General features: G+C 60.3%; 21 protein-coding genes. 11 read left to right on the top strand and 10 right to left on the bottom strand.

Annotated elements, in window-relative coordinates; genetic code table 11:
• Positions 1 to 60 precede the first annotated feature (60 nt).
• From ACB496_RS05785 to ACB496_RS05770, 4 genes are all read left to right on the top strand, one after another.
• On the top strand, positions 61 to 1,149 hold the full coding sequence (locus ACB496_RS05785) for an oxidoreductase (RefSeq protein WP_100777260.1): 1,089 nt from the start codon (positions 61 to 63) through the stop codon (positions 1,147 to 1,149).
• 57 nt (positions 1,150 to 1,206) lie between these two features.
• Entirely contained in the window at positions 1,207 to 1,950 is a 744-nt protein-coding gene (locus ACB496_RS05780; protein WP_371974655.1) for an SDR family NAD(P)-dependent oxidoreductase, read from the top strand.
• 111 nt (positions 1,951 to 2,061) lie between these two features.
• The gene (locus ACB496_RS05775; protein WP_371974654.1) at positions 2,062 to 2,454 is read left to right on the top strand and encodes a type II toxin-antitoxin system RelE/ParE family toxin; all 393 of its coding nucleotides are present in this window, start codon (positions 2,062 to 2,064) and stop codon (positions 2,452 to 2,454) included.
• The gene (locus tag ACB496_RS05770; RefSeq protein ID WP_371974653.1) at positions 2,429 to 2,833 is read left to right on the top strand and encodes a helix-turn-helix domain-containing protein; all 405 of its coding nucleotides are present in this window, start codon (positions 2,429 to 2,431) and stop codon (positions 2,831 to 2,833) included. The genes ACB496_RS05775 and ACB496_RS05770 overlap by 26 nt, the downstream gene beginning before the upstream one ends.
• Here the strand turns inward: ACB496_RS05770 and ACB496_RS05765 are convergent.
• On the bottom strand, positions 2,830 to 3,027 hold the full coding sequence (locus tag ACB496_RS05765; protein ID WP_100777263.1) for a YbdD/YjiX family protein: 198 nt from the start codon (positions 3,025 to 3,027) through the stop codon (positions 2,830 to 2,832). The genes ACB496_RS05770 and ACB496_RS05765 overlap by 4 nt on opposite strands.
• Positions 3,028 to 3,092: 65 nt before the next feature.
• Positions 3,093 to 5,198 carry a pyruvate/proton symporter CstA gene (gene cstA / locus ACB496_RS05760; protein ID WP_100777264.1) on the bottom strand — a complete coding sequence of 702 codons (2,106 nt, stop codon included), beginning with the start codon at positions 5,196 to 5,198 and terminating at the stop codon, positions 3,093 to 3,095.
• 291 nt (positions 5,199 to 5,489) lie between these two features.
• On the opposite strand from cstA, the gene ACB496_RS05755 reads away from it, so the two are divergent.
• From ACB496_RS05755 to ACB496_RS05745, 3 genes are read left to right on the top strand one after another with little or no spacing between them, the layout of a single operon-like run.
• A complete protein-coding gene (locus tag ACB496_RS05755) occupies positions 5,490 to 6,212 on the top strand; it encodes a nucleoside recognition domain-containing protein (protein ID WP_100777265.1) in 723 nt (240 codons plus the stop codon).
• Positions 6,209 to 6,673 (top strand): YjiG family protein, encoded by a 465-nt coding sequence (locus tag ACB496_RS05750; protein ID WP_371974652.1) that lies wholly within the window; start codon positions 6,209 to 6,211, stop codon positions 6,671 to 6,673. Before ACB496_RS05755 ends, ACB496_RS05750 begins: the two co-directional genes overlap by 4 nt.
• A 13-nt stretch (positions 6,674 to 6,686) precedes the next feature.
• A complete protein-coding gene (locus ACB496_RS05745; RefSeq protein ID WP_371974651.1) occupies positions 6,687 to 7,799 on the top strand; it encodes a M20 family metallopeptidase in 1,113 nt (370 codons plus the stop codon).
• A 53-nt stretch (positions 7,800 to 7,852) separates the two neighbouring features.
• On the opposite strand, the gene entH is transcribed toward ACB496_RS05745, so the two are convergent.
• From entH to entC, 5 genes are read right to left on the bottom strand one after another with little or no spacing between them, the layout of a single operon-like run.
• Positions 7,853 to 8,266 (bottom strand): proofreading thioesterase EntH, encoded by a 414-nt coding sequence (entH, locus tag ACB496_RS05740; RefSeq protein ID WP_100777268.1) that lies wholly within the window; start codon positions 8,264 to 8,266, stop codon positions 7,853 to 7,855.
• On the bottom strand, positions 8,267 to 9,022 hold the full coding sequence (gene entA, locus ACB496_RS05735; protein WP_371974650.1) for a 2,3-dihydro-2,3-dihydroxybenzoate dehydrogenase EntA: 756 nt from the start codon (positions 9,020 to 9,022) through the stop codon (positions 8,267 to 8,269).
• The gene (locus ACB496_RS05730; protein ID WP_100777270.1) at positions 9,022 to 9,876 is read right to left on the bottom strand and encodes an isochorismatase; all 855 of its coding nucleotides are present in this window, start codon (positions 9,874 to 9,876) and stop codon (positions 9,022 to 9,024) included. Before ACB496_RS05730 ends, entA begins: the two co-directional genes overlap by 1 nt.
• Before the next feature lie 10 nt (positions 9,877 to 9,886).
• On the bottom strand, positions 9,887 to 11,497 hold the full coding sequence (gene entE / locus ACB496_RS05725; protein ID WP_371974649.1) for a (2,3-dihydroxybenzoyl)adenylate synthase EntE: 1,611 nt from the start codon (positions 11,495 to 11,497) through the stop codon (positions 9,887 to 9,889).
• 9 nt (positions 11,498 to 11,506) lie between these two features.
• Positions 11,507 to 12,682: an isochorismate synthase EntC gene (gene entC, locus ACB496_RS05720; RefSeq protein ID WP_102104209.1), complete on the bottom strand. Its 1,176-nt coding sequence runs from the start codon at positions 12,680 to 12,682 to the stop codon at positions 11,507 to 11,509.
• 189 nt (positions 12,683 to 12,871) lie between these two features.
• Between entC and fepB the strand changes: the two genes are divergently transcribed.
• Complete coding sequence (fepB, locus tag ACB496_RS05715; RefSeq protein ID WP_371974648.1) at positions 12,872 to 13,831, top strand: Fe2+-enterobactin ABC transporter substrate-binding protein; 960 nt, start codon at positions 12,872 to 12,874, stop codon at positions 13,829 to 13,831.
• A 49-nt stretch (positions 13,832 to 13,880) separates the two neighbouring features.
• Here the strand turns inward: fepB and entS are convergent, their stop codons facing one another.
• On the bottom strand, positions 13,881 to 15,125 hold the full coding sequence (gene entS, locus ACB496_RS05710) for an enterobactin transporter EntS (RefSeq protein ID WP_371974647.1): 1,245 nt from the start codon (positions 15,123 to 15,125) through the stop codon (positions 13,881 to 13,883).
• 111 nt (positions 15,126 to 15,236) lie between these two features.
• On the opposite strand from entS, the gene fepD reads away from it, so the two are divergent.
• The 3 genes from fepD to fepC are packed head-to-tail and all read left to right on the top strand — an operon-like array spanning position 15,237 to position 18,027.
• Entirely contained in the window at positions 15,237 to 16,241 is a 1,005-nt protein-coding gene (gene fepD / locus ACB496_RS05705) for a Fe(3+)-siderophore ABC transporter permease (protein ID WP_371974646.1), read from the top strand.
• Positions 16,238 to 17,230 (top strand): iron-enterobactin ABC transporter permease, encoded by a 993-nt coding sequence (fepG, locus tag ACB496_RS05700; protein WP_102104212.1) that lies wholly within the window; start codon positions 16,238 to 16,240, stop codon positions 17,228 to 17,230. The genes fepD and fepG overlap by 4 nt, the downstream gene beginning before the upstream one ends.
• Positions 17,227 to 18,027 carry an iron-enterobactin ABC transporter ATP-binding protein gene (gene fepC / locus ACB496_RS05695; protein ID WP_100777277.1) on the top strand — a complete coding sequence of 267 codons (801 nt, stop codon included), beginning with the start codon at positions 17,227 to 17,229 and terminating at the stop codon, positions 18,025 to 18,027. The genes fepG and fepC overlap by 4 nt, the downstream gene beginning before the upstream one ends.
• Before the next feature lie 48 nt (positions 18,028 to 18,075).
• Here fepC and entF read toward each other — a convergent pair whose 3' ends face one another.
• Together entF and ACB496_RS05685 are read right to left on the bottom strand one after the other, a co-directional pair.
• Entirely contained in the window at positions 18,076 to 21,951 is a 3,876-nt protein-coding gene (entF, locus tag ACB496_RS05690) for an enterobactin non-ribosomal peptide synthetase EntF (RefSeq protein WP_371974645.1), read from the bottom strand.
• Positions 21,948 to 22,160, bottom strand: coding sequence for an MbtH family protein (locus tag ACB496_RS05685; protein ID WP_100777279.1), 213 nt, complete (start codon positions 22,158 to 22,160; stop codon positions 21,948 to 21,950). Before ACB496_RS05685 ends, entF begins: the two co-directional genes overlap by 4 nt.
• Positions 22,161 to 22,196 lie beyond the last annotated feature (36 nt).

Genomic DNA, 22,196 nt, shown 5'->3' with positions numbered 1-22,196 from the left:
TTAGCCATCCGGATGTCCAGACATAACATCGGGTTAGCGCTTCGCAAAAAGGACACCCTCATGAGTCACACTGATATTCGCGTCGTACCCGGCCCGGCAAACTATTTCTCCCACAACGGCAGCCTTGCGCGCCTGAGCGATTTCTTCACCCCGGAACAGTTGTCCCGCGCGGTGTGGATTTACGGTGAACGCGCCATCGAAGGTGCCCGCCCGTTCCTGCCTGACAGCTTCCACGCCGCAGGCGCGAAGCATCTGCTGTTTAAGGGCCACTGCAGCGAGCGGGATGTCACCCATCTGGTGAATGACGCGGGAGATGACGTCAGCGTGGTGATCGGCGTAGGCGGCGGCGCAGTGATGGACACGGTCAAAGCCGTGGCGCGTCGTCTGGGTGCGCCGTTCGTTGGCATTCCGACTATCGCCGCCACCTGCGCGGCCTGGACGCCGCTGTCCGTGTGGTACAACGACGCTGGTCAGGCGCTTCAGTTTGAGATTTTCGATGACGCCAACTTCCTGGTGCTGGTCGAGCCTCAGATCATCCTCAACGCCCCGGCGGAATACCTGCTGGCGGGTATCGGCGACACGCTGGCGAAATGGTACGAAGCGGTGGTGCTGGCACCGAAACCGGAAGCGCTGCCTCTGACAGTGCGGCTTGGCATTAACGGCGCGCTGGCGATCCGCGACGTGCTGCTGGAGAGCAGCGAGCAGGCGCTGGCCGATCAGGCGCGCGGCGAACAAACTCAGGCGTTTCGCGATGTGGTCGACGCCATTATCGCCGGTGGCGGGATGGTTGGCGGGCTGGGCGAGCGCTATACCCGCGTGGCGGCTGCACATGCGGTGCATAACGGTTTAACGGTTCTGCCGCAGACCGAAAAATTCCTCCACGGCACCAAAGTGGCCTACGGCATTCTGGTGCAGAGCGCCCTGCTCGGTCAGGACGATGTTCTCGCGCAGTTAATTGCGTCGTATCAGCGTTTTCATCTGCCAACGACCCTTCGCGAACTGGAGGTGGATATCAACAACCGCGCTGAACTGGATAAGGTGATCGCCCATACGCTGCGCCCGGTGGAGTCGATTCACTCCTTGCCGGTGACACTTACGCCCGAGTCGCTTTACGCCGCATTGGTGAAGGTGGAAAACCTCAGCCGCTAATCGCTTCGACCGTCTATACCTAATGATGATTCTCACCACTCTCGAAACGAGGTCATCATGCAGATCGATTTAACGGGTAAGAAAGCGCTGGTTACTGGCGCCAGTCGTGGTTTGGGCCGTGCCATCGCGCTATCCCTGGCTGAGGCCGGGGCCGACGTGGTTATTACGTATGAAAAATCCGCTGATAAAGCCCAGGCCGTCGCCGCAGAGATAGCGGCGCTGGGACGCAACAGCGAAGCCATTCAGGCAGACAGCGCCAGCGCAGAGGCCATTCAGGATGCCGTTACGCAGGCGGCACGCACGCTCGGTGGGCTGGATATTCTGGTCAATAACGCCGGGATTGCGCGCGGTGGTCCGCTGGAGTCCATGACGCTGGCGGACATTGATGCCCTTATCAACGTCAACATACGCGGCGTGGTGATTGCCACCCAGGCCGCGCTGGTCCATCTGTCTGACGGCGGGCGTATCATCAGTATCGGCAGCTGTCTCGCCAACCGCGTCGCCCAGCCGGGTATTGCGGTCTATTCCATGACGAAATCAGCGCTTAACTCCCTGACCCGAGGTCTGGCCCGCGATCTGGGACCGCGCGGCATCACCGTCAATCTGGTCCATCCCGGCCCTACCAATAGCGACATGAACCCGGAAGATGGCGAGCAGGCCGACTCCCAGCGCCAGCTGATCGCCATCGGTCATTACGGCCAGCCGGAAGATATCGCGGCGGCGGTCACCTTCCTGGCAAGCTCGGCGGCAGGACAAATCTCCGGCACCGGTCTGGATGTGGATGGCGGCCTCAATGCCTGAGACTTTTTTGCCGCCCTGATTCCAGGTTTTTTGCACGCCTCTGTCGCCTGACAGAGGCGCTTGCGAGGGGCCTCGCAGCCTTCTATTTTGCCTCTTTCACCCGCAAATTCTGTGCCTTACAGTGCCCATAAGAAATTCGGAAATTGTCTAATAGTCTTATTATTTCCTTATAAAAACTGTGGGTGTAAAGTGCGTAGATTCAAATCGATTTGTTGGTCAAAAAACGCAGAAAGAGAGCTCGCCAGGATTGAACCTCATGCGAAGAAACGCATTCTTCATAAGTTCTCTGAATTCAATGATCGATCGGCTCCCCCTCCGGACATCAGAAAATTAACGATTCCGGAAAATCACTACCGCCTGAGAGTGGGCAATTACAGGATTGTTTTCACCATAAGAGGTGATGCGTATGACGAGTGCCTGGTCATATCCGTTAAACGCAGAACCTCAACCACTTATCTGCATGAGGAGATTGTGCCCTATGGCTGTTCAGCTAATTCAGGATGATGAAGGAACAACGCAGTTTGTGGTGATCCCCTGGCATGAATATTCGCGCATGTGTTTACAGCTGTCAGAAAACGATGACGAGAGGGATAGCGATCTGGAAGATATCGAGTGTGAGCACGATACCTATGATGATGTCGAGCTACCGGGTGATGTCTGCGACGTGATGCATAAAGAAAATGTCAGTCTGCAGGCTGCATGGCGTATTTTGCGCGGCTTATCTCAACAGGACGTAGCCGACACACTGGGCATCAGTCAGTCTGCCGTTTCACAACTCGAGGCGCTCGACTCACGCCCGCAAAAGCGCACGCGTGAAAAACTTGCGGCCATTTATGGCTGCACACAGGAGCAGATCAGTCTGTATCACCCGAAAGAGGGTTAACAGCACTTCGCCCCACCTTTGCTGCCGTAACGGGCGTCCTGACGATCGCGGAAAAATTCCTCGTAGGTCATTGGCGTCTGGTCCGGATGCGTAACCCGCATATGCTCGACATAGTTGTCATAGTCCGGCACGCCGATCATCATTTTGGCCGCCTGGCCGAGGTATTTCCCTGCTTTGGATAAGGTATCGAACATGATTCGGTTCCCGGAGTGGTGAAAATAGCAGGCCGGGTGAGCGCAAGCCCCACCCGGCATGATGATTAATGTGCCCCTTTTGCCTGCACCACAATCTCATCCAGATTTTCTGGCATCGGCTCGTATGGCGTCTCTTTCGCGGTCGGCTTGTCTTCTTTCAGTGCCGCCAGCGCGGTCTTCAGAGAGTACAACGCCAGCACCACAACCACCACCATAAAGAAGATTGTCAGCCCAGCATCCAGACGGTTGTTAAACACCAGCTGTGACAGCTGCGACTCCGTATACTGCGCCGGGATCTTGCCGCTGTCGATCATCGCCTGGAATTTATTGGCGATCGCGAGGAAGCCGACTTTGTTGTCCGGGCTAAACGCTTTCTGCCAGCCTGCGGTGAGCGTACAGATCAGCAGCCACGCCGTTGGCAGCAGCGCCACCCACGCGTAACGCTGACGCTTCATTTTGAACAGCACCACCGCGCAGAGCATCAGCGCCATGCCTGCCAGCATCTGGTTAGCGATACCGAACAGCGGCCACAGGGTATTGATCCCGCCGAGCGGATCGACGACCCCCTGATGGAGGAAGTAACCCCACGCCAGCACGCACAGCGCCGTTGCCAGCAGGTTGGCGGGCAGCGAATCCGTGCGTTTAAGGTTCGGCGAAATCACCCCCAGCAGATCCTGCAGCATAAAGCGCGCCGCGCGCGTCCCCGCATCCACCGCCGTCAGAATAAACAGCGCCTCGAACAGAATGGCGAAGTGATACCAGAACGACACATCCATCAGCCCGCCGAGCGCGCCGTGCAGAATATAGGCCATCCCCACCGCCAGGGTCGGCGCACCACCCGCACGGGAGATAATCGACTGCTCCCCGACTTCGTTAGCGATATGGGTCAGGGTTTCCGGCGTAATCGCAAAGCCCCAGCCGCTCACCACCTGCGCCGCAGAGGCTACCACGTCAACGGTTCCGGCCGGCGCCAGCACCGCCATCGGGCTGTTCATCGCAAAGTACACGCCCGGATCGATAATGCAGGCAGAGACCAGCGCCATAATCGCGACGAAGGACTCCATCAGCATACCGCCGTAGCCAATCAGGCAGGCCTGATTTTCATTGGCCAGCATCTTCGGCGTGGTGCCAGATGCGATCAGGGCATGGAAGCCCGAGACGGCACCACAGGCGATAGTGATAAACAGGAACGGGAACAGGTTACCGGTCCAGACCGGGCCGGTGCCGTCGATAAATTTGGTCAGCGCCGGCATCGTCAGGGTCGGGCGCATGATCAGAATCCCGATCGCCAGCCCCACGATAGTACCGATTTTGAGGAAGGTGGAGAGGTAATCACGCGGGGCCAGCAGCAGCCAGACCGGCAGAACCGCCGCCACAAAACCGTAGCCCACCAGCATCCAGGTCAGCTGCACGCCAGTAAAATCAAAGTACGGCGCCCAGGTCGGGCTTTCCGCCACCCAGCCGCCGGAGATAATCGCGAAGACCAGGAAGAACAGGCCAATCACCGACACTTCGCCAATGCGCCCAGGGCGGATATAGCGAATGTAGATCCCCATGAAAATCGCCAGCGGGATGGTAAAGGCCACGGTGTACGTTCCCCACGGGCTGTGGGTCAGGGCTTTCACCACGATCATCGCCAGCACCGCCAGAATGATCACCATGATCATAAAGGTGGCGATCAGGGCGATCACCCCGGCCGTTGCCCCCATCTCCTCTTTCACCAGCTCACCGAGCGAGCGCCCGTCGCGGCGGGTCGAGACGAACAGCACCATAAAATCCTGCACCGCACCGGCCAGCACCACGCCCGCGAGGATCCAGATCATCCCAGGGAGATAGCCCATCTGCGCCGCCAGCACCGGCCCGACGAGCGGCCCCGCCCCGGCAATCGCCGCAAAATGGTGGCCGAACAGCACTTTTTTATCCGTCGGGACGTAGTCCAGCCCGTCGTTATGACGAACCGCAGGTGTCATGCGCGTGCCATCTACCGCCAACACTTTGTCAGCAATAAAGCGCCCGTAAAAACGATACGCGATCAGATAAATGCAGACGGAAGCGACGACAATCCATAGCGCATTGATCTGTTCACCACGGTTGAGGGCGATATAGCCCAGAGCAAATGCGCCCACAACGGAGAGCACTGCCCAGATGAGGTATTTCCCTGAGTTGTTCATAGTTGTTGTCCGTTAGCGTGAAACAGTGAGATGTTACATTTTGTTTCTAGATCACTGCTTAAAATTTAACAACTCTGAAACGCAATAATGTGTGGTCAAACCAGATATTTACGCCACAGTGTTAAGCGGATCACTTTCGTGCCTTCCGCGTGCGTTTTCCTCTCTCCTCCCCCGTCACATTTTTGATTTTTTCCTGGCAAAGCTCCCTGTCGGAATGATTTGAATCATCTTATCTGAGCAAATAATCAACAAAATACCCTTGTGTATTCGCACGTTAACAAGGAAAAGGATATGAAAAGTTCAATACCTCAGGACTATAAGGTAGGGCCCGGCGCCTATTTTGCGCTGGCTTTCGCCGCCGTTTTCTTCTCCGGCCTGTTAGGGGGAAAAGAGTGGTACGGCGTGTTTGATTTCACCACGCTCAACGGGGCTTTCGGCAAAGTGGTCAGCAAAGCCAGCCTCGAAGACGGCACCCTGACCACGGCGACCAGCGCCTTTCGCGGTACCGGCGGCAGCGGCGCGATGGACGGGTTTCTGTTTGCGCTGGGGCTGATTCCGGCGGTGATGTTCGCACTCGGCATGATCAACGTGCTGGAACATTACGGCGCGCTGCGTGCGGCGCGTAAACTGCTGACGCCTCTGCTGCGCCCGCTGATTGGCATTCCGGGCACCACCGGACTGGCGCTGATCGGCAGCCTGCAAAGCACCGATGTCGGCGCGTCGCTCACCCGTAATCTTGCCGATGAAGGGCAAATCAGCGAAAACGAGAAAGACGTCTTTGCGATGTTCCAGTTCTCGGCGGGGGCGATGATCACCAACTTCTTCTCCTCCGGCGCCATTTTATTCACCCTGATCGCGATAGACGGCACCGCCGCCGTCCCGACCTCCATCGGCACCTGTGTGGCGGTGATGTTCATCATGAAAATCGTCGGCGCCAACATCCTGCGCCTGATCCTCTTACTCACCGGTAACAAAGCCGCCGTGGCCCAACAGGCAGAAGGAGAAGCCTCATGAGTGCACCGCAATCCAATCCCGTCATTACCGATGTTTTTGTCGAGGGCGCGCGTAAAGGCTGGAGCATCGCCACCAGCAGCACCCTGCCGAACGTGGTGATGGCTTTTATCATCATTAAAGCGCTGGAGATCACCGGCGCACTTAAAGGGCTGGGGATGATTTTCGCCCCGCTGATGGGGCTGTTCGGCCTGCCGGGTGAAGCGGCCGCAGTGCTGATTGGCGGCTGGATGTCGATGGGCGGCGGTATTGGCGTCGCTATCGGCTTGTTTGATAAGGGCATTCTGAGCGGCGAACATCTGGCGATCCTCGCCCCGGCCATCTATCTGATGGGTTCTCAGGTCCAGTATCTGGGCCGCATTCTTGGCGTGATCGGAACCCGCGCCAAATGCATTCCTCTGATGATTGCCATTTCGGTCATCAACGCCTTCTTAGCCATGCTGCTGATGCGCATTATTCTCTGAACAGGACGGAACCATGAATCTTGACCATTACATCAACGAACTGAAAACCCTGGTGAACGTAGACTGCGGGACCCAGACTCTGGCAGGTGTTGCCACCGTTGCCGGCATTATGGAATCACTGTGGCAGCAGGAGGGCTGGCACACCGAGCGGGTAAATCTAGGCGAGCAGGTCGGTCCTGGCGTGCTGGTCTGCAACAAACCCGACGCAGAAAAGCTGGATGTCCTGCTGGTGGGCCATCTGGATACGGTCTTTGCGCCGGGTACCGTCGCGGAGCGCCCGATGAGCGAGGATGATACCCGTCTGTACGGGCCGGGCGTCTCGGACATGAAAAGCGGGTTACTCAATATTCTGTGGGCGATGCGCGAACTGGATGCCGCCGACAAAGCGCGCCTTTCTATTGCCGTGGCGATGAATCCGGACGAAGAGACCGGCTCAGTTTACTCTCACGAATGGATCGGCGGACTGGCGAAACGCGCCCGCTGCGTGCTGGTGTGCGAAGCCGCCCGCGCCGACGGCTCACTGGTGAAAGCCCGTAAAGGGATGGCCGGATATCATCTGACGTTTAGCGGCGTGGCGGCGCACGCGGGGAACGATCCGGAGAAAGGCCGTTCGGCGATCACCGCCCTCGCTAACAGCGTTATCGCCATCAATGCCCTGGCAGACTGGGATCGCGGCACCACCCTCAACATCGGGGTGATCACCGGCGGAAGCGCGGCAAACGTGGTGGCGGACAGCGCCGTCGCGGAGCTTGATGTGCGTTTCTGGGAAAATGATGAAGACACTCGTGTGCATCATGCGCTCACTGCCCTGTGCGAAAACGGTTTTCTGAAGGGAGTGACGACCACACTTACCCGCGTTAATCACAAGCCTGCGATGGCGGCCAGCGAAGCGACTCAGGCGCTGATGCTGCAGGTGGAAAAGGCTGGCAAAGAGGAAGGTATCGACATCACCTGGCAAGCCGTGGGCGGAGGCAGCGACGCCAACCATACGGCAGCGCTCGGCATTCCGACTCTCGACGGCTTCGGGCCGATCGGTGCCGGTTTCCATAGCCCTGCCGAGTGGCTGGATAAAGCCTCGATTGAGCCACGCATTCGCCTGTTGAAGCGGGTGGTTTCAATGCTGTAAGACGAAGATTGCCCGGTGGCTGTACGCTTACCGGGCAATCCCACGCAACCAAATTACCCGAGCACCATCGTACTTAACCGGCAGGTACAGCAGCGCCGCCCCTGCTCGTCAAAGATCGCGATCTCCCAGCTTTGGTTCTGACGCCCCAGGTGCAGCGGCTGACACACACCGCGCACTTTGCCCTGTGACACGGCGCGATGATGGGTGGCGTTCAGCTCCGTACCCACCACGTTTTGCCCGTCGCGGGTCATCAGAAAACCGGCCATTGAACCGAGCGTCTCCGCCAGCGCCGCCGAAGCCCCGCCGTGCAGCAGACCAAACGGCTGATGCGTTCGCGCATCGACCGGCATTTCCGCTTCCAGCGTGTCGTCACCGATACGCGTGTAAACCATCCCGAGGTGCGCCACCATGGTGTTGTGACTGGTGGCGTTCAGCTCTTCGAGGGACAAATGACGTTTCCAGATCATCTACGCCCCCAGGGTTGAGCCGCCGTCCACCACGATATCCTGCAGCGTGATGTGGCTGGCCAGATCCGAGGCGAGGAACAGAATGGTGTTGGCAATTTCATGAGGACGCGCGATTTTACCTAGCGGAATGCCAAGCTTAAACTGCTCGCCAAACCCACGAATGCGCTGCTGCTCGGCGTCGTCGCTCACCCACAGGGTGCGTTGCATGTCCGTATCCGTCGAGCCAGGCGAGACAATATTGCAGCGCACGCCGCTGCCTGCCAGCTCCAGTCCGACCGTCAAGGCCAGGCTTTTCAGCGCCGCTTTTGACGCGCCATACGCGCTCATGCCGATGCGCGGCGTATGCGCAGCGTCAGAGGCGACCGTCACAATTGTCCCGCCCTGCTGACGGCGGAACTGGCCCATCGTCTGCTGGAAAAGATTGAACGCCCCACCGACGTTAACCGCAAAAGTCTGCTGCCAGTCGTCCTGAGAGAGCTGATCCGTCGCCCCCATGCGCAAAATCCCTGCCGCGTTAACCAGCACGTCGAGGCGATCGATGGTCGCCAGCACGCGCCCGCAAACCTCGTTCACCTCGGTGGCATCCGCCACGTTCAGCACTTCAGTGGCAAACGGGTAATTCTGCTCGGGAAAAGCGAGATCAAAGCCCGTCACCCGCGCCCCCGCCTCCACAAAGGCCTGCGCGGTGGCGTACCCGATGCCTTTTCCGGCCCCCGTCACCCAGACGGTTTTGCCGGTAAAATCGAATCCGGCCATCACTTCACCTCGCGGGAAAGCAGTGCCCACCAGGCATCAATGGTCGGGTTTTTCGCCAGCATCACGAAGTCGATATCGCCATGCACTTTGCGCCAGCGAGCTGCGAGAGCCATCATGCGCACGGAGTCCAGACCGTAATCGATCAGGTTTTCATCATCCATCGGCTCGTCGGACTCATCCAGCAGCGGCAGTACGACGGCGCGCAGGGCCTCTTTACTTGCCGGCACGGACGGCAGCAATTCGTCAGTCATCACCACGCGACCGGTACGGCCCGCCACGTATTTGAGGGACATCAGGTGCTCTTCGCGGCTGAAATCGGCCAGTGCGTCAGCGATAAAGAACGGTTTGATATCACGCATGAAAGCGTCGGTCGCGGTCGTCATACAGCCGATGTGCGCGTACACACCGGTGATCAGCAGCTGATTGCGGCCCGTCTCTTTCAGCATCTGTTCCAGCGGCGAGCGGTGGAACGCGCTGTAGCGCCATTTCACCAGCACCGTATCGGCTTCGTCCGGGGTTAGCGCGGCGACAATGCGCTGCTGCTCCGGTGAACGGGTCAGGCCCGGTCCCCACATGTCGTTCAGCAGGGCGCGATCTTCATCGCTCTGCTCTTTTGGCTGCGCGGTGTAGTAGACCGGAATGTTGTGCTTTTTGCAGTAATCGCGCAGTTGGGCGATGTTCGCCACCACTTGCTCCATCATCGGGCAGTTATCGCCCCAGAAGTTGAGGAAATATTCCTGCATATCGTGGATCAGCAGCGCCGCGCGCTCCGGCTCAAACGCCCAGCTCACTTTGTTGTCTGGCAGATCGGCCGCCGTTGGCAGCGCATAACCGGTTAATTTTGGAATTGCCATTTTAAACTCCTCAGCCCTGGGCGCGTTCGGCCAGCCACAGGCGCAATTGTTTCTTGTCCACTTTTCCTACCGGCGTCAGCGGCAGCGCATCCACGCTCTCGACACGATCCGGCAGCTTGAAATCCGCCACGCCCTGCTCACGCAGGAAACGCCGCACCTCCACCGCCCGCAGCGGGGTTTTCACCACCAGATATGCACAGCTTTTCTCGCCGAGCAGGCTGTCTTCCATGCTGACGAGCGCCGCATGAATGACCGCGTCGTGGCGCAGAAGCAGGTTTTCGATCTCTTCGGCGGCAATCTTCTCGCCCCCACGGTTGATCTGATCTTTTTCGCGCCCCTGAACGGTGATGTAACCCTGTTCATCGATGGCGATCAGATCGCCGGAGCAGTAAAAACCGTCGGCGTCAAAGGCGCTGGCGTTGTGCTCCGGGCTGTTGAAATAGCCACGGAACGTGTACGGCCCGCGCGTCATTAGACGTCCCACTTCGCCGCTTGGCAGAGGATTGCCCTGTTCATCCGCCACCCACACTTCATCGTCCGGACACATCGGGCGGCCCTGGGTGTTCATGATTTTTTCCGGGGAATCGTCGAGCGCCGTGTAGTTCACCAGCCCTTCCGCCATGCCAAACACCTGCTGCAGCTGGCAGCCAATCTCCGCCGGAATACGTGCGGCAAGGGTCGCAGACAAACGCGCCCCGCCCACCTGCAGCAGCGCCAGCGAGGCAAGCTGTTCATTTCCCGCTCCTTCGGCAATCGCCTGCAGCCACAGGCTGACCGCCGGTGGCACCAGCGAGGTGACGTTAATCTGATGTTTTTCGATCAGCGGGAAGCAGAGCGTGGCGCTCGGATCGTTGGCCAGCACCACGCAGCCACCCGCGAGGAACACGCCCAGGGAACCAGGGGAACTCATGGCGTAGTTATGCGCGGCAGGCAGCGCGTTCAGATAGCGCGTCTGGCTGTTGATGGCGCAAATCTCGTTGCTGCGACGAATGCTGTAGTAGTAATCGTTGTGCGTGCGCGGGATGAGCTTCGGCGTGCCGGTACTGCCGCCGGAGAGCTGGAAAAAGGCCACTTCGTCGGCCGGCGTTGGGCTGGCGATAAAGTTATCCGCCGGGCGCGCAATCGCGGCTTCCAGCGCATGTTCGCCCGTATCGCCACGCAGCAACACCACGCGCACGGAGCGGTGCTGGTCGACAAAGGTATTCAGGAATTCATCGCCCGCGAACAGCGCGTGCTGGCGATCGGCAATCAGTAAAGCCGGTTCTATCTGCGCGGCGTAGGCGTTCAGTTCGCTGCGCTGATGGCTGAACAGGGCATTTACGGGTGCAACGCCCACCTGCAGCAGCGCGAAGAAGGTCACGTAAAACTCGGCGACATTGCCGAGCTGCACCAGCGCCGTTTCACCGCGTTTCACGCCCTGCGCCTGCAACGCGGAGGCGAGATTGTTGACGGCCTGATGGAACTGGCGATAAGTGTACTGACGCTCGCCGTCGATAATCGCCGTCGCCTCGCTCCCGGCGTGGCGGGTCAAAATATCGGTCAGAGGCAGATCCTGCCAGTAGCCTTTTTCGCGGTAGCGCCGGGCAAAATCTTCGGGCCAGCGGGTAAAGGGAATGCTCATGATGGTTCCTCAGTGCAGACCAAAAACGTTCAGCATGGTGGAGAGTTTCACCCCGGTTTCGCGCCACTCACCGACCGGTGAAGAGGCCGGGACAATGCCCGCGCCCGCGAACAGGCGAACTGAATTCTGATGAATGCGCGCGCAGCGGATCGTCACCACCCACTCGCCATTACCTTCGCTGTCGCACCAGCCGACGATGCCGCCAAACAGTTCGCGATCGAACGGCTCCAGCTCCGCAATCAGCTGTTTCGCCGCCTGATGCGGGAAACCGCTCAGGGCGGGCGTCGGGTGCAGCAGGCAGGCCAGCGTCAGGGCGTTTTCGTTGTCGTGCGCTTCGCCCTCCACCGGCGTCGCCAGATGCCAGAGCGTCGGCGTCGTCACCAGCTGCGGGGAAGAGGGCATGGTCAGGTGATGGCTGCGTTTTTCGAGCACAGTTTTCATCGCCTGCGTGACCAGGTCATGCTCGTGGCGATCTTTTTCCGAGGCCAGCAGCTTGTTACCGGCTTCGCGATCCAGCATGTCGTCCGGCTGACGACGCGCGGAACCGGCCAGCGGCAGCGAGCTAAAATGCGCCCCCTCTTTGCGCAGCAGCAGCTCCGGGCTTGCACCCAGCAGCACGCCGCCGTCTTCGAGCGGCACGTGGAAGTTAAAACTCGCCGGGTTCTGTGCGATCAGGCGCTCGAGCAGCGCCCCGCTGTCAATCTTCTGGTCAGCGGCGATATCAATCAGGCGCGACAGCACCACTTTATTGACCTGCGGCGTAGCGGTGAGCGCAGCGGCGCGGGCCACCATCTCTTCAAAAACGGGCTGAGGGGGAATTTCGGTGCGTCGGGTGACGGACAGCTCCTGCGCCCCTGGGAGATAGCGCGCGGATTTTTGTCGCGCCGGGCGGGAAAAGGTCTGCCAGTTTTGCGGAATAAACAGTGACGACGGTTTGCGGGTATCGAACGGAATAGCGCCGACCATAATCGGATGGCTTATTCCGCTGTCTTTGGCATGCTGAAACGCCTGCGCCAGCTTTTGCTGGAAGGCACCTGCCGGATCGTCGCCGCCAACGGCGGATTCAGAAAAACGGGCAAAACAGCCTGACGTGGTAAAACTGCGATAAGGCGACATAAAGAAAAAGCTGTCTGATTGCAGCGTGGTCGCGGTGTGCTGAACTTCCTCAGCCAATGACGTATCCATATCATCCTCCTTAAAAATGATAAACGCAGTACGAATAATTATCATTTATATTTTCGATGGCTAACCTAATAGCAGAGCGCGACGGTGTCAACCGCCGACAGCGCAACTTGTGCGACTATCGCTTGCATCCCTTCGGCGCATTCATGAAAATGAGAAGCATTAACCTCAACAAAAACAGGATGCCGCTTTGTGAAACTCCCTGCCGTTTGTCGTCAAACCCTGCTTTTCGCAGGACTTTTTGTTTTAGGACTAACCTCAGCCACCGCCGCCGACTGGCCGCGTCAGGTGAGCGACAGCCACGGTACGCACACCCTCGAAAGCAAACCGACTCGCATTGTTTCCACCAGCGTGACCCTCACCGGCTCGCTGCTGGCGATTGACGCGCCGGTCATTGCCAGCGGTGCCACCACCCCTAACAACCGCGTGGCGGATGCGCAGGGCTTTATGCGCCAGTGGGGCGATATCGCCAAAGCACGCAAACTCTCTCGCCTCTATATCGGCGAACCGAGCGCAGAAGCCGTGGCCGCGCAAATGCCGGATCTGATCCTGATCAGCGCCACCGGCGGCGATTCAGCCCTCGCGCTGTACGATCAGCTTTCAGCTATCGCGCCGACACTGGTAATTAACTACGACGACAAAAGCTGGCAGGAACTGCTGACGCAGCTCGGCACGATCACCGGGCAGGAAAAGCAGGCTGCCGCCCGCATCGCGGAATTCGACACGCAGCTGGCGCAGGTGAAACAGAAAATGAAGCTGCCGCCACAGCCGGTAAACGCCATCGTCTACACCGCCGCTGCGCACAGCGCGAACCTGTGGACCACCGAATCGGCGCAGGGGAAATTCCTGCAACAGCTCGGCTTCCAGCTGGCTGAACTGCCTGCCGGGCTACACACGTCCAAAAGCCAGGGCCAACGCCACGATATTATCCAGCTGGGCGGTGAAAACCTGGCGACGGGTCTGAACGGAGAAGGGTTGTTCTTGTTTGCGGGCGATCAGAAAGATGTGGATGCGATTTACGCTAACCCGCTGCTGGCCCATCTGCCGGCGGTGCAAAACAAACGCGTCTGGGCGCTCGGCACGGAGACCTTCCGCCTGGATTACTACAGTGCGATGCTGGTGTTGCAGCGTTTAGAGGTGTTATTCAAATAGCAAAGACGGTTGTGCCCGGTGGCGGTTGCGCCTGACCGGGCACTGCATTTTATACTTCTTCAATCACAACGGGTTCCTGACGGAACCGGCGTAACTCTGCCAGCGTCATCAATAAAATCACCCCGACGATGGCCAACACAAAACCGCTGCTGCTCGCCGACGCCACCGGGGTCATAATCACCCCCAGCCCGCCTAAAATCGCCGCGCCAATTGCATCACCCGTCACGTTCTGCGCGGTCCACAGGCCGTTGATCCGCCCGAGCATGCCTTCCGGCGTCTGGGTCTGAATCAAGGTATATTGCAGCAAAGAGCTCACCGCACTCAGCCAGCCAAACAGCGCCAGACACACCACACCCAGCGCCCAGAATGGCATCAGGCTAAAGAAAGCGATGGCGATAAACGAGGCCAGCGTCGCCGACAACATGATCAGTCCAGGCCGCGCGCTGTGCGCCAGATTGCCGCTGGTCAGGGCGCCAAACGCCGCACCGAGCGGGATTGCCGCGTACAGCAGGCCAATCTGCGAGGCGCTCATCTGCCATTCTATCGCCAGCGCCGGATAAAGCACGCGCACCGCGCTCGCCATCGTCAGCAGCCCACCGAGGAGCGCGATCCCGCCAATCAGCGGATTGCTGAACAGAAAACGGATCGCCGCCATCAGTGATTTTAACGGATGCTCACGCGGCTGCGGCGGAGGGGGTAACACCGGCAGGCGCAGCAAGGTGAGCGTGGTAATAAAGGTCCCCGCCGCCGCCAGGCCGTAGTTCCAGGCAACATTCCCGGTCGCCAGCAGCAGGCCGCCGACCATCGGCGAAATCACCGAACCCAAGCGCACGGTGAGCATCGTGATCGCCCCGGCCTGCATCAGATTTTCACGCCCAACCAGCGCTGGCGTCGCCGCCAGCAGTGCCGTCACGCCCAGCGAGGCAAAGAATCCATCCCACAGCCCTAACGCGTAAATGGCGATAAGCGACGGCTCCGGCAGCAAGGCGTTCAGGCACAGCCCGACGAAGCCCACGCCGCAGGTACCGCGCGCCAGCAGGATCAGTTTTTTACGCTCGTAGCGGTCCGCCAGCACGCCGCCGACCATCAGGCCGATAAACATTGCGCTGCCCGTCAATGTGACGGAAAGCCCGACCAGCCAGCTGGAGTGAGTCATGGCCTGGATCTGCACCGGTACGGCAACACCAAGCAGGCCAAGGGATAAAATGGAGATAAAACGGGCGATAAACACGGCGCGAAACGCCGGATGCGTTTTCAGCAGGCTGAGGTTGAGCAGCCAGGATTTTTGATTCATGACAAGGCCTTGTGGTCTAACTTTCTACCAATTCCATGGCCGCACATGCTAACATAGCCAAATAAGATAGATAACGATAATTACTATCATTATCAAATCATGGATGTTGCTATGTCGTCTTCCTCTTTGACGGTGCGCGCCGCTGCCGTGCCCGTTTTATTGTTGTTACTCATTCTTGCTGTTGCACTCAGCCTGCTGGTTGGCGCGAAACCGCTGCCCGCATCCACGATCGTCGATGCCCTGTCCGGTACCTGCCAACGCGCAGACTGCATTATTGTGCTGGACGCCCGTCTGCCGCGCACCCTTGCCGGGCTGCTGGCCGGTGCGGCGCTTGGCCTCGCCGGTGCGCTGATGCAAACCCTGACCCGCAATCCCCTCGCCGACCCCGGCATTCTTGGCGTTAACGCCGGTGCCAGTTTTGCTATCGTCCTCGGCGCGGCGCTGTTTGGTTTTTCCTCCCCCGGCGAACAACTGCTGATGGCCTTCTGCGGCGCCCTCGCCGCGTCCTTGCTGGTGGCCTTTACCGGCAGCCAGGGCGGCGGCCAGCTTAGCCCGGTCCGTCTGACGCTGGCGGGCGTGGCGCTCGGCGCGGTACTCGAAGGTCTGTCCAGCGGCATCGCCCTGCTCAACCCGGACGTCTGGGATCAGCTGCGCTTCTGGCAGGCCGGTTCGCTGGATATTCGCACATTACAAACCCTGAAAGTGGTGACGTTGCCGGTGCTGATCGCCGCCACCATCGCGCTCTTCTCCAGCCGGGCGCTGAACAGCCTGAGTCTCGGAACCGACACCGCTACCGCGCTCGGCAGTCGCGTGGCGCGTACGCAGCTGCTCGGTTTACTGGCGATCACCGTGCTGTGCGGCAGCGCAACGGCAGTCGTCGGCCCGATTGCCTTTATTGGCCTGATGATGCCGCACATGGCGCGCTGGATTGTCGGGGCCGATCACCGCTGGTTGCTGCCGGTCACGCTGCTCGCTACGCCGACGCTGCTGCTGTTTGCCGATATTCTGGGCCGCGTGCTGGTACCGGGCGAACTGCGCGTCTCGGTGGTCAGCGCCTTTATTGGCGCGCCGGTGCTGATTTTCCTGGTTCGACGCCAGCGCGGAGGTGCCCTGTGATGGCCCCGTCCCGACGTTTAGTTTTCTCCTGCCTGCTGCTGGTGGCCGCCAGCCTGCTGATTGCCGTCTGGAGTCTGCGCAGCGGCGCGGTGCCCCTCGATTTCAGCCAGGTGTTTAACGCCCTCACCGGCAGCGCACCGCGCAATATCACCATGGTTGTGACGGAGTGGCGTCTGCCGCGCGTGATGATGGCGATTGTGGTCGGCGCCGCGCTGGGTGTGAGCGGCGCGATTTTCCAGTCTCTGCTGCGTAACCCTCTCGGCAGCCCGGACGTGATGGGCTTCAACACCGGGGCATGGAGCGGCGTGCTGGTGGCGATGGTGCTGTTTGGCCAGCATCTGACGGCCATTGCGTTTGCGGCGATGGCGGGCGGTATTCTCACCTCGCTGCTGGTCTGGGCGCTCGCCTGGCGCAACGGCATCGAAACCTTCCGCCTGATCATTATCGGCATCGGCATTCGCGCCATGCTGATGGCCTTCAACACCTGGCTGTTGCTGCACGCCTCGCTGGAAACGTCCCTCTCTGCGGGGCTGTGGAACGCAGGTTCGCTCAACGGCCTGACGTGGGCCAAAACCCTGCCCACCACGCCGATTATCGCCCTGATGTTTATCTGTGCCTGGCTGCTGGTGCGCCGAATGCGGTTGCTGGAGATGGGCGATGACAGCGCCTGTGCGCTGGGCGTCAGCGTGGAGCGTTCGCGCCTGACCCTGATGCTGGTCGCCGTGGTGTTAACCGCTGCCTCCACTGCCATCGCGGGCCCGATTTCGTTTATTGCTCTGGTCGCTCCGCACATTGCGCGACGCATCAGCGGCACCGCGCGCTGGGGCCTAACCCAGGCAGCCCTGTGCGGCGCATTACTTTTACTGGCCGCCGATCTTTGCGCCCAGCAGCTGTTTATGCCTTATCAACTTCCGGTGGGGGTGGTGACCGTCAGTCTTGGCGGGATTTACCTCATCGTCTTGTTAGTCCAGGAGTCCCGCAAGAAATGAATGCCATCACCTCCCGCTTGCGCGGCGAAAAACTGACCCTCGGCTACGGTAAAAAAATCGTGGTCGACGACCTGAGCGTCTCGATTCCTGACGGCCATTTCACGGCGATTATCGGCCCGAACGGCTGCGGAAAATCGACCCTGCTGCGCACCCTGAGCCGCCTGATGACGCCCCAGCACGGCAGCGTGTTTCTCGACGGCGAGCAGATCCAGAGTTTTGCCAGCAAAGAGGTCGCGCGCCGGATTGGTCTGCTGGCACAAAACGCCACCACGCCGGGGGATATCACGGTGCACGAGCTGGTGGCTCGCGGACGCTATCCGCATCAGCCGCTGTTTACCCGCTGGCGCAAAGAGGATGAAGAGGCCGTTGCGCGCGCGATGCAGGCAACAGGCATTACGGATCTGGCGACGCAGAGTGTCGATACGCTGTCCGGCGGCCAGCGGCAGCGCGCGTGGATTGCGATGGTGCTGGCGCAGGAAACCGCGATCATGCTGCTCGACGAACCAACTACCTGGCTGGATATCAGCCATCAAATCGATCTGCTGGAACTGCTGAGCGATCTGAACCGCACCCAGGGGTATACACTCGCGGCAGTTTTGCACGACCTCAACCAGGCGTGCCGCTACGCCACGCACCTGATTGCGCTTCGCGACGGGAAGATTGTGGCACAAGGTGCGCCGAAAGAGATTGTCACGCCGGAGCTTATCGAGCGGATTTACGGCATGCGCTGCATGATTATTGACGATCCGGTGGCGGGTACGCCGCTGGTGGTACCGTTGGGGAAACGCGCGGTCTGACGCCTCTCATTTCTGCCCTCTCCCTGAGAAGAGGGCAGAAACCTGTGCTTACCCTAAAATGCCCTTCAACACCGGCCCAATCTGCTCAAACGCCTGCGGAGAGATAATATCCACGTGGGCGCAATCCTGGCGATAGACCTCCAGCTCACCCACCCACGGGGCCCACGCCTGCTGCGGGTCCATGGTGCGCGTGCGTTCGGCGACAAACAGCGTCGCTTTGCCGTCAAAGCGTGAACTGTGGGCCGTGGTCAGGAGTCGCACCGCATCGGCGTAGTTCCCTTCGATAGCGCTAAACAGCTCGCCGGACGCCTGCCCCTGCTGGGCCGCCATGAACGCTTCGCGCTCGCGTTCGATCTCGGCCAGCACTTCCGGGTCCAGCCCGTTAGCCTCTTTTTCCGCCCAGTTTTGCGTTTCCGGCGGCCAGGTATCCAGCAGGCCGAGGAACGCTACCGCTTCGCCCTGCTCACGCAGACGTGCCGCGATACCCTGTGCAAGCGTTCCGCCGAGCGAGTACCCGAACAGATAATAGGGTCCCTTCGGCTGCTGGGTGCGTAGCGTCTGCAGATGATGTTCGATCACCGCATCGAGCGTCGCGCCCTGCGCCATCGGGCCATCTGGCCTTGGCGACTGGATACCGGTAATTGACCAGCGCGGGCTGAGGTAGCGCGCCAGCACGCTGAACTGCCAGGCAAAACCGGACGCCGGATGGAAGCAGAACAGCGTCGGGCCCGTACTTTGGCGCAGCGGAAGGAGGGTTTCGTACCCCAGACGCTGAGCCTGCTCGTCGCTGATGGTCGACTCCAGCAGCGTGCTGAGCTGATTAACCGTCGAGGCGACCATAATCTGCCCCGGCGTAACTTTGCGGGAGAACGCACGACTGAGCTGCGCCGCGAGACGCATCGCCAGCAGCGAGTGGCCGCCGAGGGCAAAGAAATCCGCTTCGATATCATTTACTTCGCAGCCGAGCAGCGCGGAGAACGCCTGCGCCACCGCCATTTCGGTGTCCGATTCCGGCGCGCGGCCCGAGGCTTTGCTGGTTAACTCCGGCAGCGGCAGTGCTTTGCAGTCGAGCTTCCCGTTGGCGCTCAGGGGCAGTTCGCTGATTTGCAGCAGCACCACCGGCACCATGTGCGGCGGAAGCTGCGCTTTCAGTGCATCGAGCAGCGCATCGCGATCCAGCGGCAGGCCGGATTCGGAAACGACGTAACCCACCAGCTGACGCGCATCGCCGCCCGTGGCGGCCGCCTGATTAAAGACACAGGCATGGGCCACCGCCTGCGCCACGTCAGGCAGCGCCTGCATCGCGCGGTCGATTTCACCCAGCTCAATACGCTGGCCGCGAATTTTTAGCTGATCGTCGCTACGCCCGAGGTATTCCACCGCGCCGTTGTCCAGCCAGCGGGCGACATCACCGGTGCGATACATCCGCTCGCCCGGCGCAAAAGGATCGGCGATAAAGCGGCTGGCGGTCAGATCCGGACGGCCCAGATAGCCCTGCGCCAGCTGGATGCCCGTCAGATAGAGATCGCCCGCCACCCCGAACGGCACCGGGCGCATCATGGCGTCCAGAATCCGCAGGCCGGTATTCCACACCGGGAAACCAATCGGCACGCTGTTGCCTGACACCGCCGCCAGCGCGTCGCCAAAGGCTGGATACCAGCTCACGTCCACTGCCGCTTCCGTCGGGCCATAGAGGTTATGCAGCGGCGCGTGCGTGAGCACTTCCCACTCGCGGCACAGATCTGTCGGCAGCGCTTCCCCGCTGCAGAACACCTGCTTCAGACTCGCGCAACAGCGTGCATTTTCCGGCGTTAACGAGGCAACAAATGCCGCCAGCATCGACGGCACAAAGTGCGTGGTGGTCACGCCGTAGTGGGCGAAGAAGTGCTGCATCGCCAGCGGATCGCGGTGGGCGTCCGGTTCGGCCATCACCAGTTTTGCCCCAGCAATAAATGGCCACCAGAACTCCCACACGGAGACGTCAAAGCTGCACGGCGTTTTCTGTGCGACCACATCCTGCGCGTCCAGCGGGTAGTGGTTTTGCATCCAAAGCAGGCGGTTAACGATGGCGGTTTGCCCGACCATCACCCCTTTCGGACGTCCGGTCGAACCGGAGGTGAAAATAATATAGGCGGTCTGTTCCGGCGTGCTCAGATTCAGCGGTTCACTGCCGTTCGCAGGCAGCAGCGCGTCGTAGCACAGGCTATCAAGGCCCGGCACGTCGCTAAAGCGCGGAAGCTGATCGTCGGTGGTGATGAGCAGCGATGGGCGCGCATCTTCCAGCATCATCCGCAGGCGGTCGTCGGGATAACCCGTATCGAGCGGCAGCCAGGCGGCTCCGGCCTCGACAATCCCATGCAGCGCCAGAGTCAGGAACACCGAACGCGGCAATGCCACCGCCACGCTGTCACCGGGTTTAACCCCGCGTTCACGCAGCAGCGTCGCCAGCGCGATGACCTGCTCGCGCATCTGACGATAGCTCAGCGCATGGTGGGCATCCGCCAGCGCCGGGGCGTCCGGCGTTTTGCGCGCCTGTTCTGCCACCAGCGCACTCAGGGTGGTCGCCTTGAGCATCACGCCTGTATCGTTGATCTGCGCCAGCTGCTGATACTCCGCTTCCGAGACGGTTTCCGCCTCGCCGCAGCCGAGTGCTGGATTGGCGGCAAACTGCGCCAGCAGCGCATTCAGGCGCGCCACGTGGCGGCTGAGCGTTGCCTGGTCATAGCGCTGTTTGTTCGCCAGAATTTCAATGCTCAAACCGCCCTGCTCGTCCGGGAACAGCGCCAGTTCGAGATCGTTCACCGGGCCGGTCGCCAGCGTATGGGTGACAGCCTCAACGCCATCAATATCCAGCTGATAATCAAAGACCTTCACGTTCAGCACCGGGCCAAACAGCGCTTCGTCTCCTGCGACACGACCGCTGTCGCGCACAATCTGCTCGGCGTCGTAACGCTGATGGCGGCGCATCTTTTTCAGCTGATTCGCCAGGCGCAGGGCCAGCTCCGGCAACGTGTCCTGCGGGTTAATGTTGACCGCCATCGGCAGCACGTTCAGCACCGGGCCGGTGGCGGTGAGCGCCGCCGATCCCATGCGACGCATAAAGATAAAGCCCGCCGCGTAGTCCATGCGTCCGGTTAAACGCCCGAGCCACAGGGCCACCAGTGCGAGGGCCAGATCCGTGCGCTGCACCTGCGGGCAGGAGGCCGTCAGTTGGCTGAATGCGCGACGATCGGCGACCAGCTTCAGGCGTAAAATATCGGTCGTGGCAGCACGCCCCGGCAACGGCACGGGGGAGAGCGAAACAGGCGGCGGTAGCTGTTTACGCTGCTCGGCCCAGAATGCGCCGTCGCGCTGAAAAGCGTCGCTGTCGCGATAGCGCTGATACTCTTCCACCACCTCGGCAAAAGGTGTGAACGGCGTGGGCGGTGTAGGCTCGCCTTTCGACCAGGCCGCGTAAATGGCGGCAATCTGGCGGGTAATCGCCGGGAAACTGAAGCCATCAACCACTAAGTGGTGATAGCGCTGATACCAGTACCAGCGGTGATTATCGACCTGAATCAGGCACTGAAACGCCAGCGGTTGGCCGCTCTCGACGCGCAGGTTTTGCTGAAGATCAGCCTCCATCAGCGCCACGGCGGCGGCATGGGGATCGGCGCTGTCGCGCAGATCGACCCGTTGCGGCTCGGCGAACGTCATGGCGTCATCGATCCACTGCCACACTTCGCCGTTGTCTTCGCTAAAGCGCGTGCGCAGCGTGTCGGCCTGCATCATGCCTTCGACAATCGCTTTCGCCAGCAGCGGCGCGTTAATTTCGCCTTTCAGTTCAACGTAGTGCGCCACGCTCCAGGCATTAGGCAGCGTGGAGAGCTGTTCTGCCATCCAGATACCCGGCTGGGCGGCCACGAGAGGAAGATGCGTGCTCATACGTTCTCCTCGGCAAAAAAGGACGGGATCAGCGTCTGCCAGTTTTCTGCCAGCCAGTGCTGGCAGGCCTCCTGGGATTGCGGGGCGCACACTTCACGCCAGCCCGCAGGCTGTGCGCACTGCGCGGGCCACAGGCTGTACTGACCGTTTTCGTTTTGCAACACAGAGAACTGCCCTTGCGGATTGTCGAAGGGATTACTGAATTCCATACCAAACTCCTGTCGAAAAAAATCGCCTGCCTGGCG

Source organism: Lelliottia nimipressuralis (assembly GCF_041464075.1).
Lineage (GTDB): Bacteria > Pseudomonadota > Gammaproteobacteria > Enterobacterales > Enterobacteriaceae > Enterobacter > Enterobacter nimipressuralis.
The sequence above is the reverse complement of the archived record's forward strand: the minus strand, read 5'-3'. Positions and strand labels throughout refer to the sequence as shown.

Bases quoted from the DNA above. Each gene is read 5' to 3' on its own strand.
- ACB496_RS05785 (WP_100777260.1), top strand. From the start codon at position 61: ATGAGTCACACTGATATTCGCGTCGTACCCGGCCCGGCAAACTATTTC.
- ACB496_RS05780 (WP_371974655.1), top strand. From the start codon at position 1,207: ATGCAGATCGATTTAACGGGTAAGAAAGCGCTGGTTACTGGCGCCAGT.
- ACB496_RS05770 (WP_371974653.1), top strand. From the start codon at position 2,429: ATGGCTGTTCAGCTAATTCAGGATGATGAAGGAACAACGCAGTTTGTG.
- ACB496_RS05765 (WP_100777263.1), bottom strand. From the start codon at position 3,027: ATGTTCGATACCTTATCCAAAGCAGGGAAATACCTCGGCCAGGCGGCC.
- cstA (WP_100777264.1), bottom strand. From the start codon at position 5,198: ATGAACAACTCAGGGAAATACCTCATCTGGGCAGTGCTCTCCGTTGTG.
- ACB496_RS05755 (WP_100777265.1), top strand. From the start codon at position 5,490: ATGAAAAGTTCAATACCTCAGGACTATAAGGTAGGGCCCGGCGCCTAT.
- ACB496_RS05750 (WP_371974652.1), top strand. From the start codon at position 6,209: ATGAGTGCACCGCAATCCAATCCCGTCATTACCGATGTTTTTGTCGAG.
- ACB496_RS05745 (WP_371974651.1), top strand. From the start codon at position 6,687: ATGAATCTTGACCATTACATCAACGAACTGAAAACCCTGGTGAACGTA.
- entH (WP_100777268.1), bottom strand. From the start codon at position 8,266: ATGATCTGGAAACGTCATTTGTCCCTCGAAGAGCTGAACGCCACCAGT.
- entA (WP_371974650.1), bottom strand. From the start codon at position 9,022: ATGGCCGGATTCGATTTTACCGGCAAAACCGTCTGGGTGACGGGGGCC.
- ACB496_RS05730 (WP_100777270.1), bottom strand. From the start codon at position 9,876: ATGGCAATTCCAAAATTAACCGGTTATGCGCTGCCAACGGCGGCCGAT.
- entE (WP_371974649.1), bottom strand. From the start codon at position 11,497: ATGAGCATTCCCTTTACCCGCTGGCCCGAAGATTTTGCCCGGCGCTAC.
- entC (WP_102104209.1), bottom strand. From the start codon at position 12,682: ATGGATACGTCATTGGCTGAGGAAGTTCAGCACACCGCGACCACGCTG.
- entS (WP_371974647.1), bottom strand. From the start codon at position 15,125: ATGAATCAAAAATCCTGGCTGCTCAACCTCAGCCTGCTGAAAACGCAT.
- fepD (WP_371974646.1), top strand. From the start codon at position 15,237: ATGTCGTCTTCCTCTTTGACGGTGCGCGCCGCTGCCGTGCCCGTTTTA.
- fepC (WP_100777277.1), top strand. From the start codon at position 17,227: ATGAATGCCATCACCTCCCGCTTGCGCGGCGAAAAACTGACCCTCGGC.
- entF (WP_371974645.1), bottom strand. From the start codon at position 21,951: ATGAGCACGCATCTTCCTCTCGTGGCCGCCCAGCCGGGTATCTGGATG.
- ACB496_RS05685 (WP_100777279.1), bottom strand. From the start codon at position 22,160: ATGGAATTCAGTAATCCCTTCGACAATCCGCAAGGGCAGTTCTCTGTG.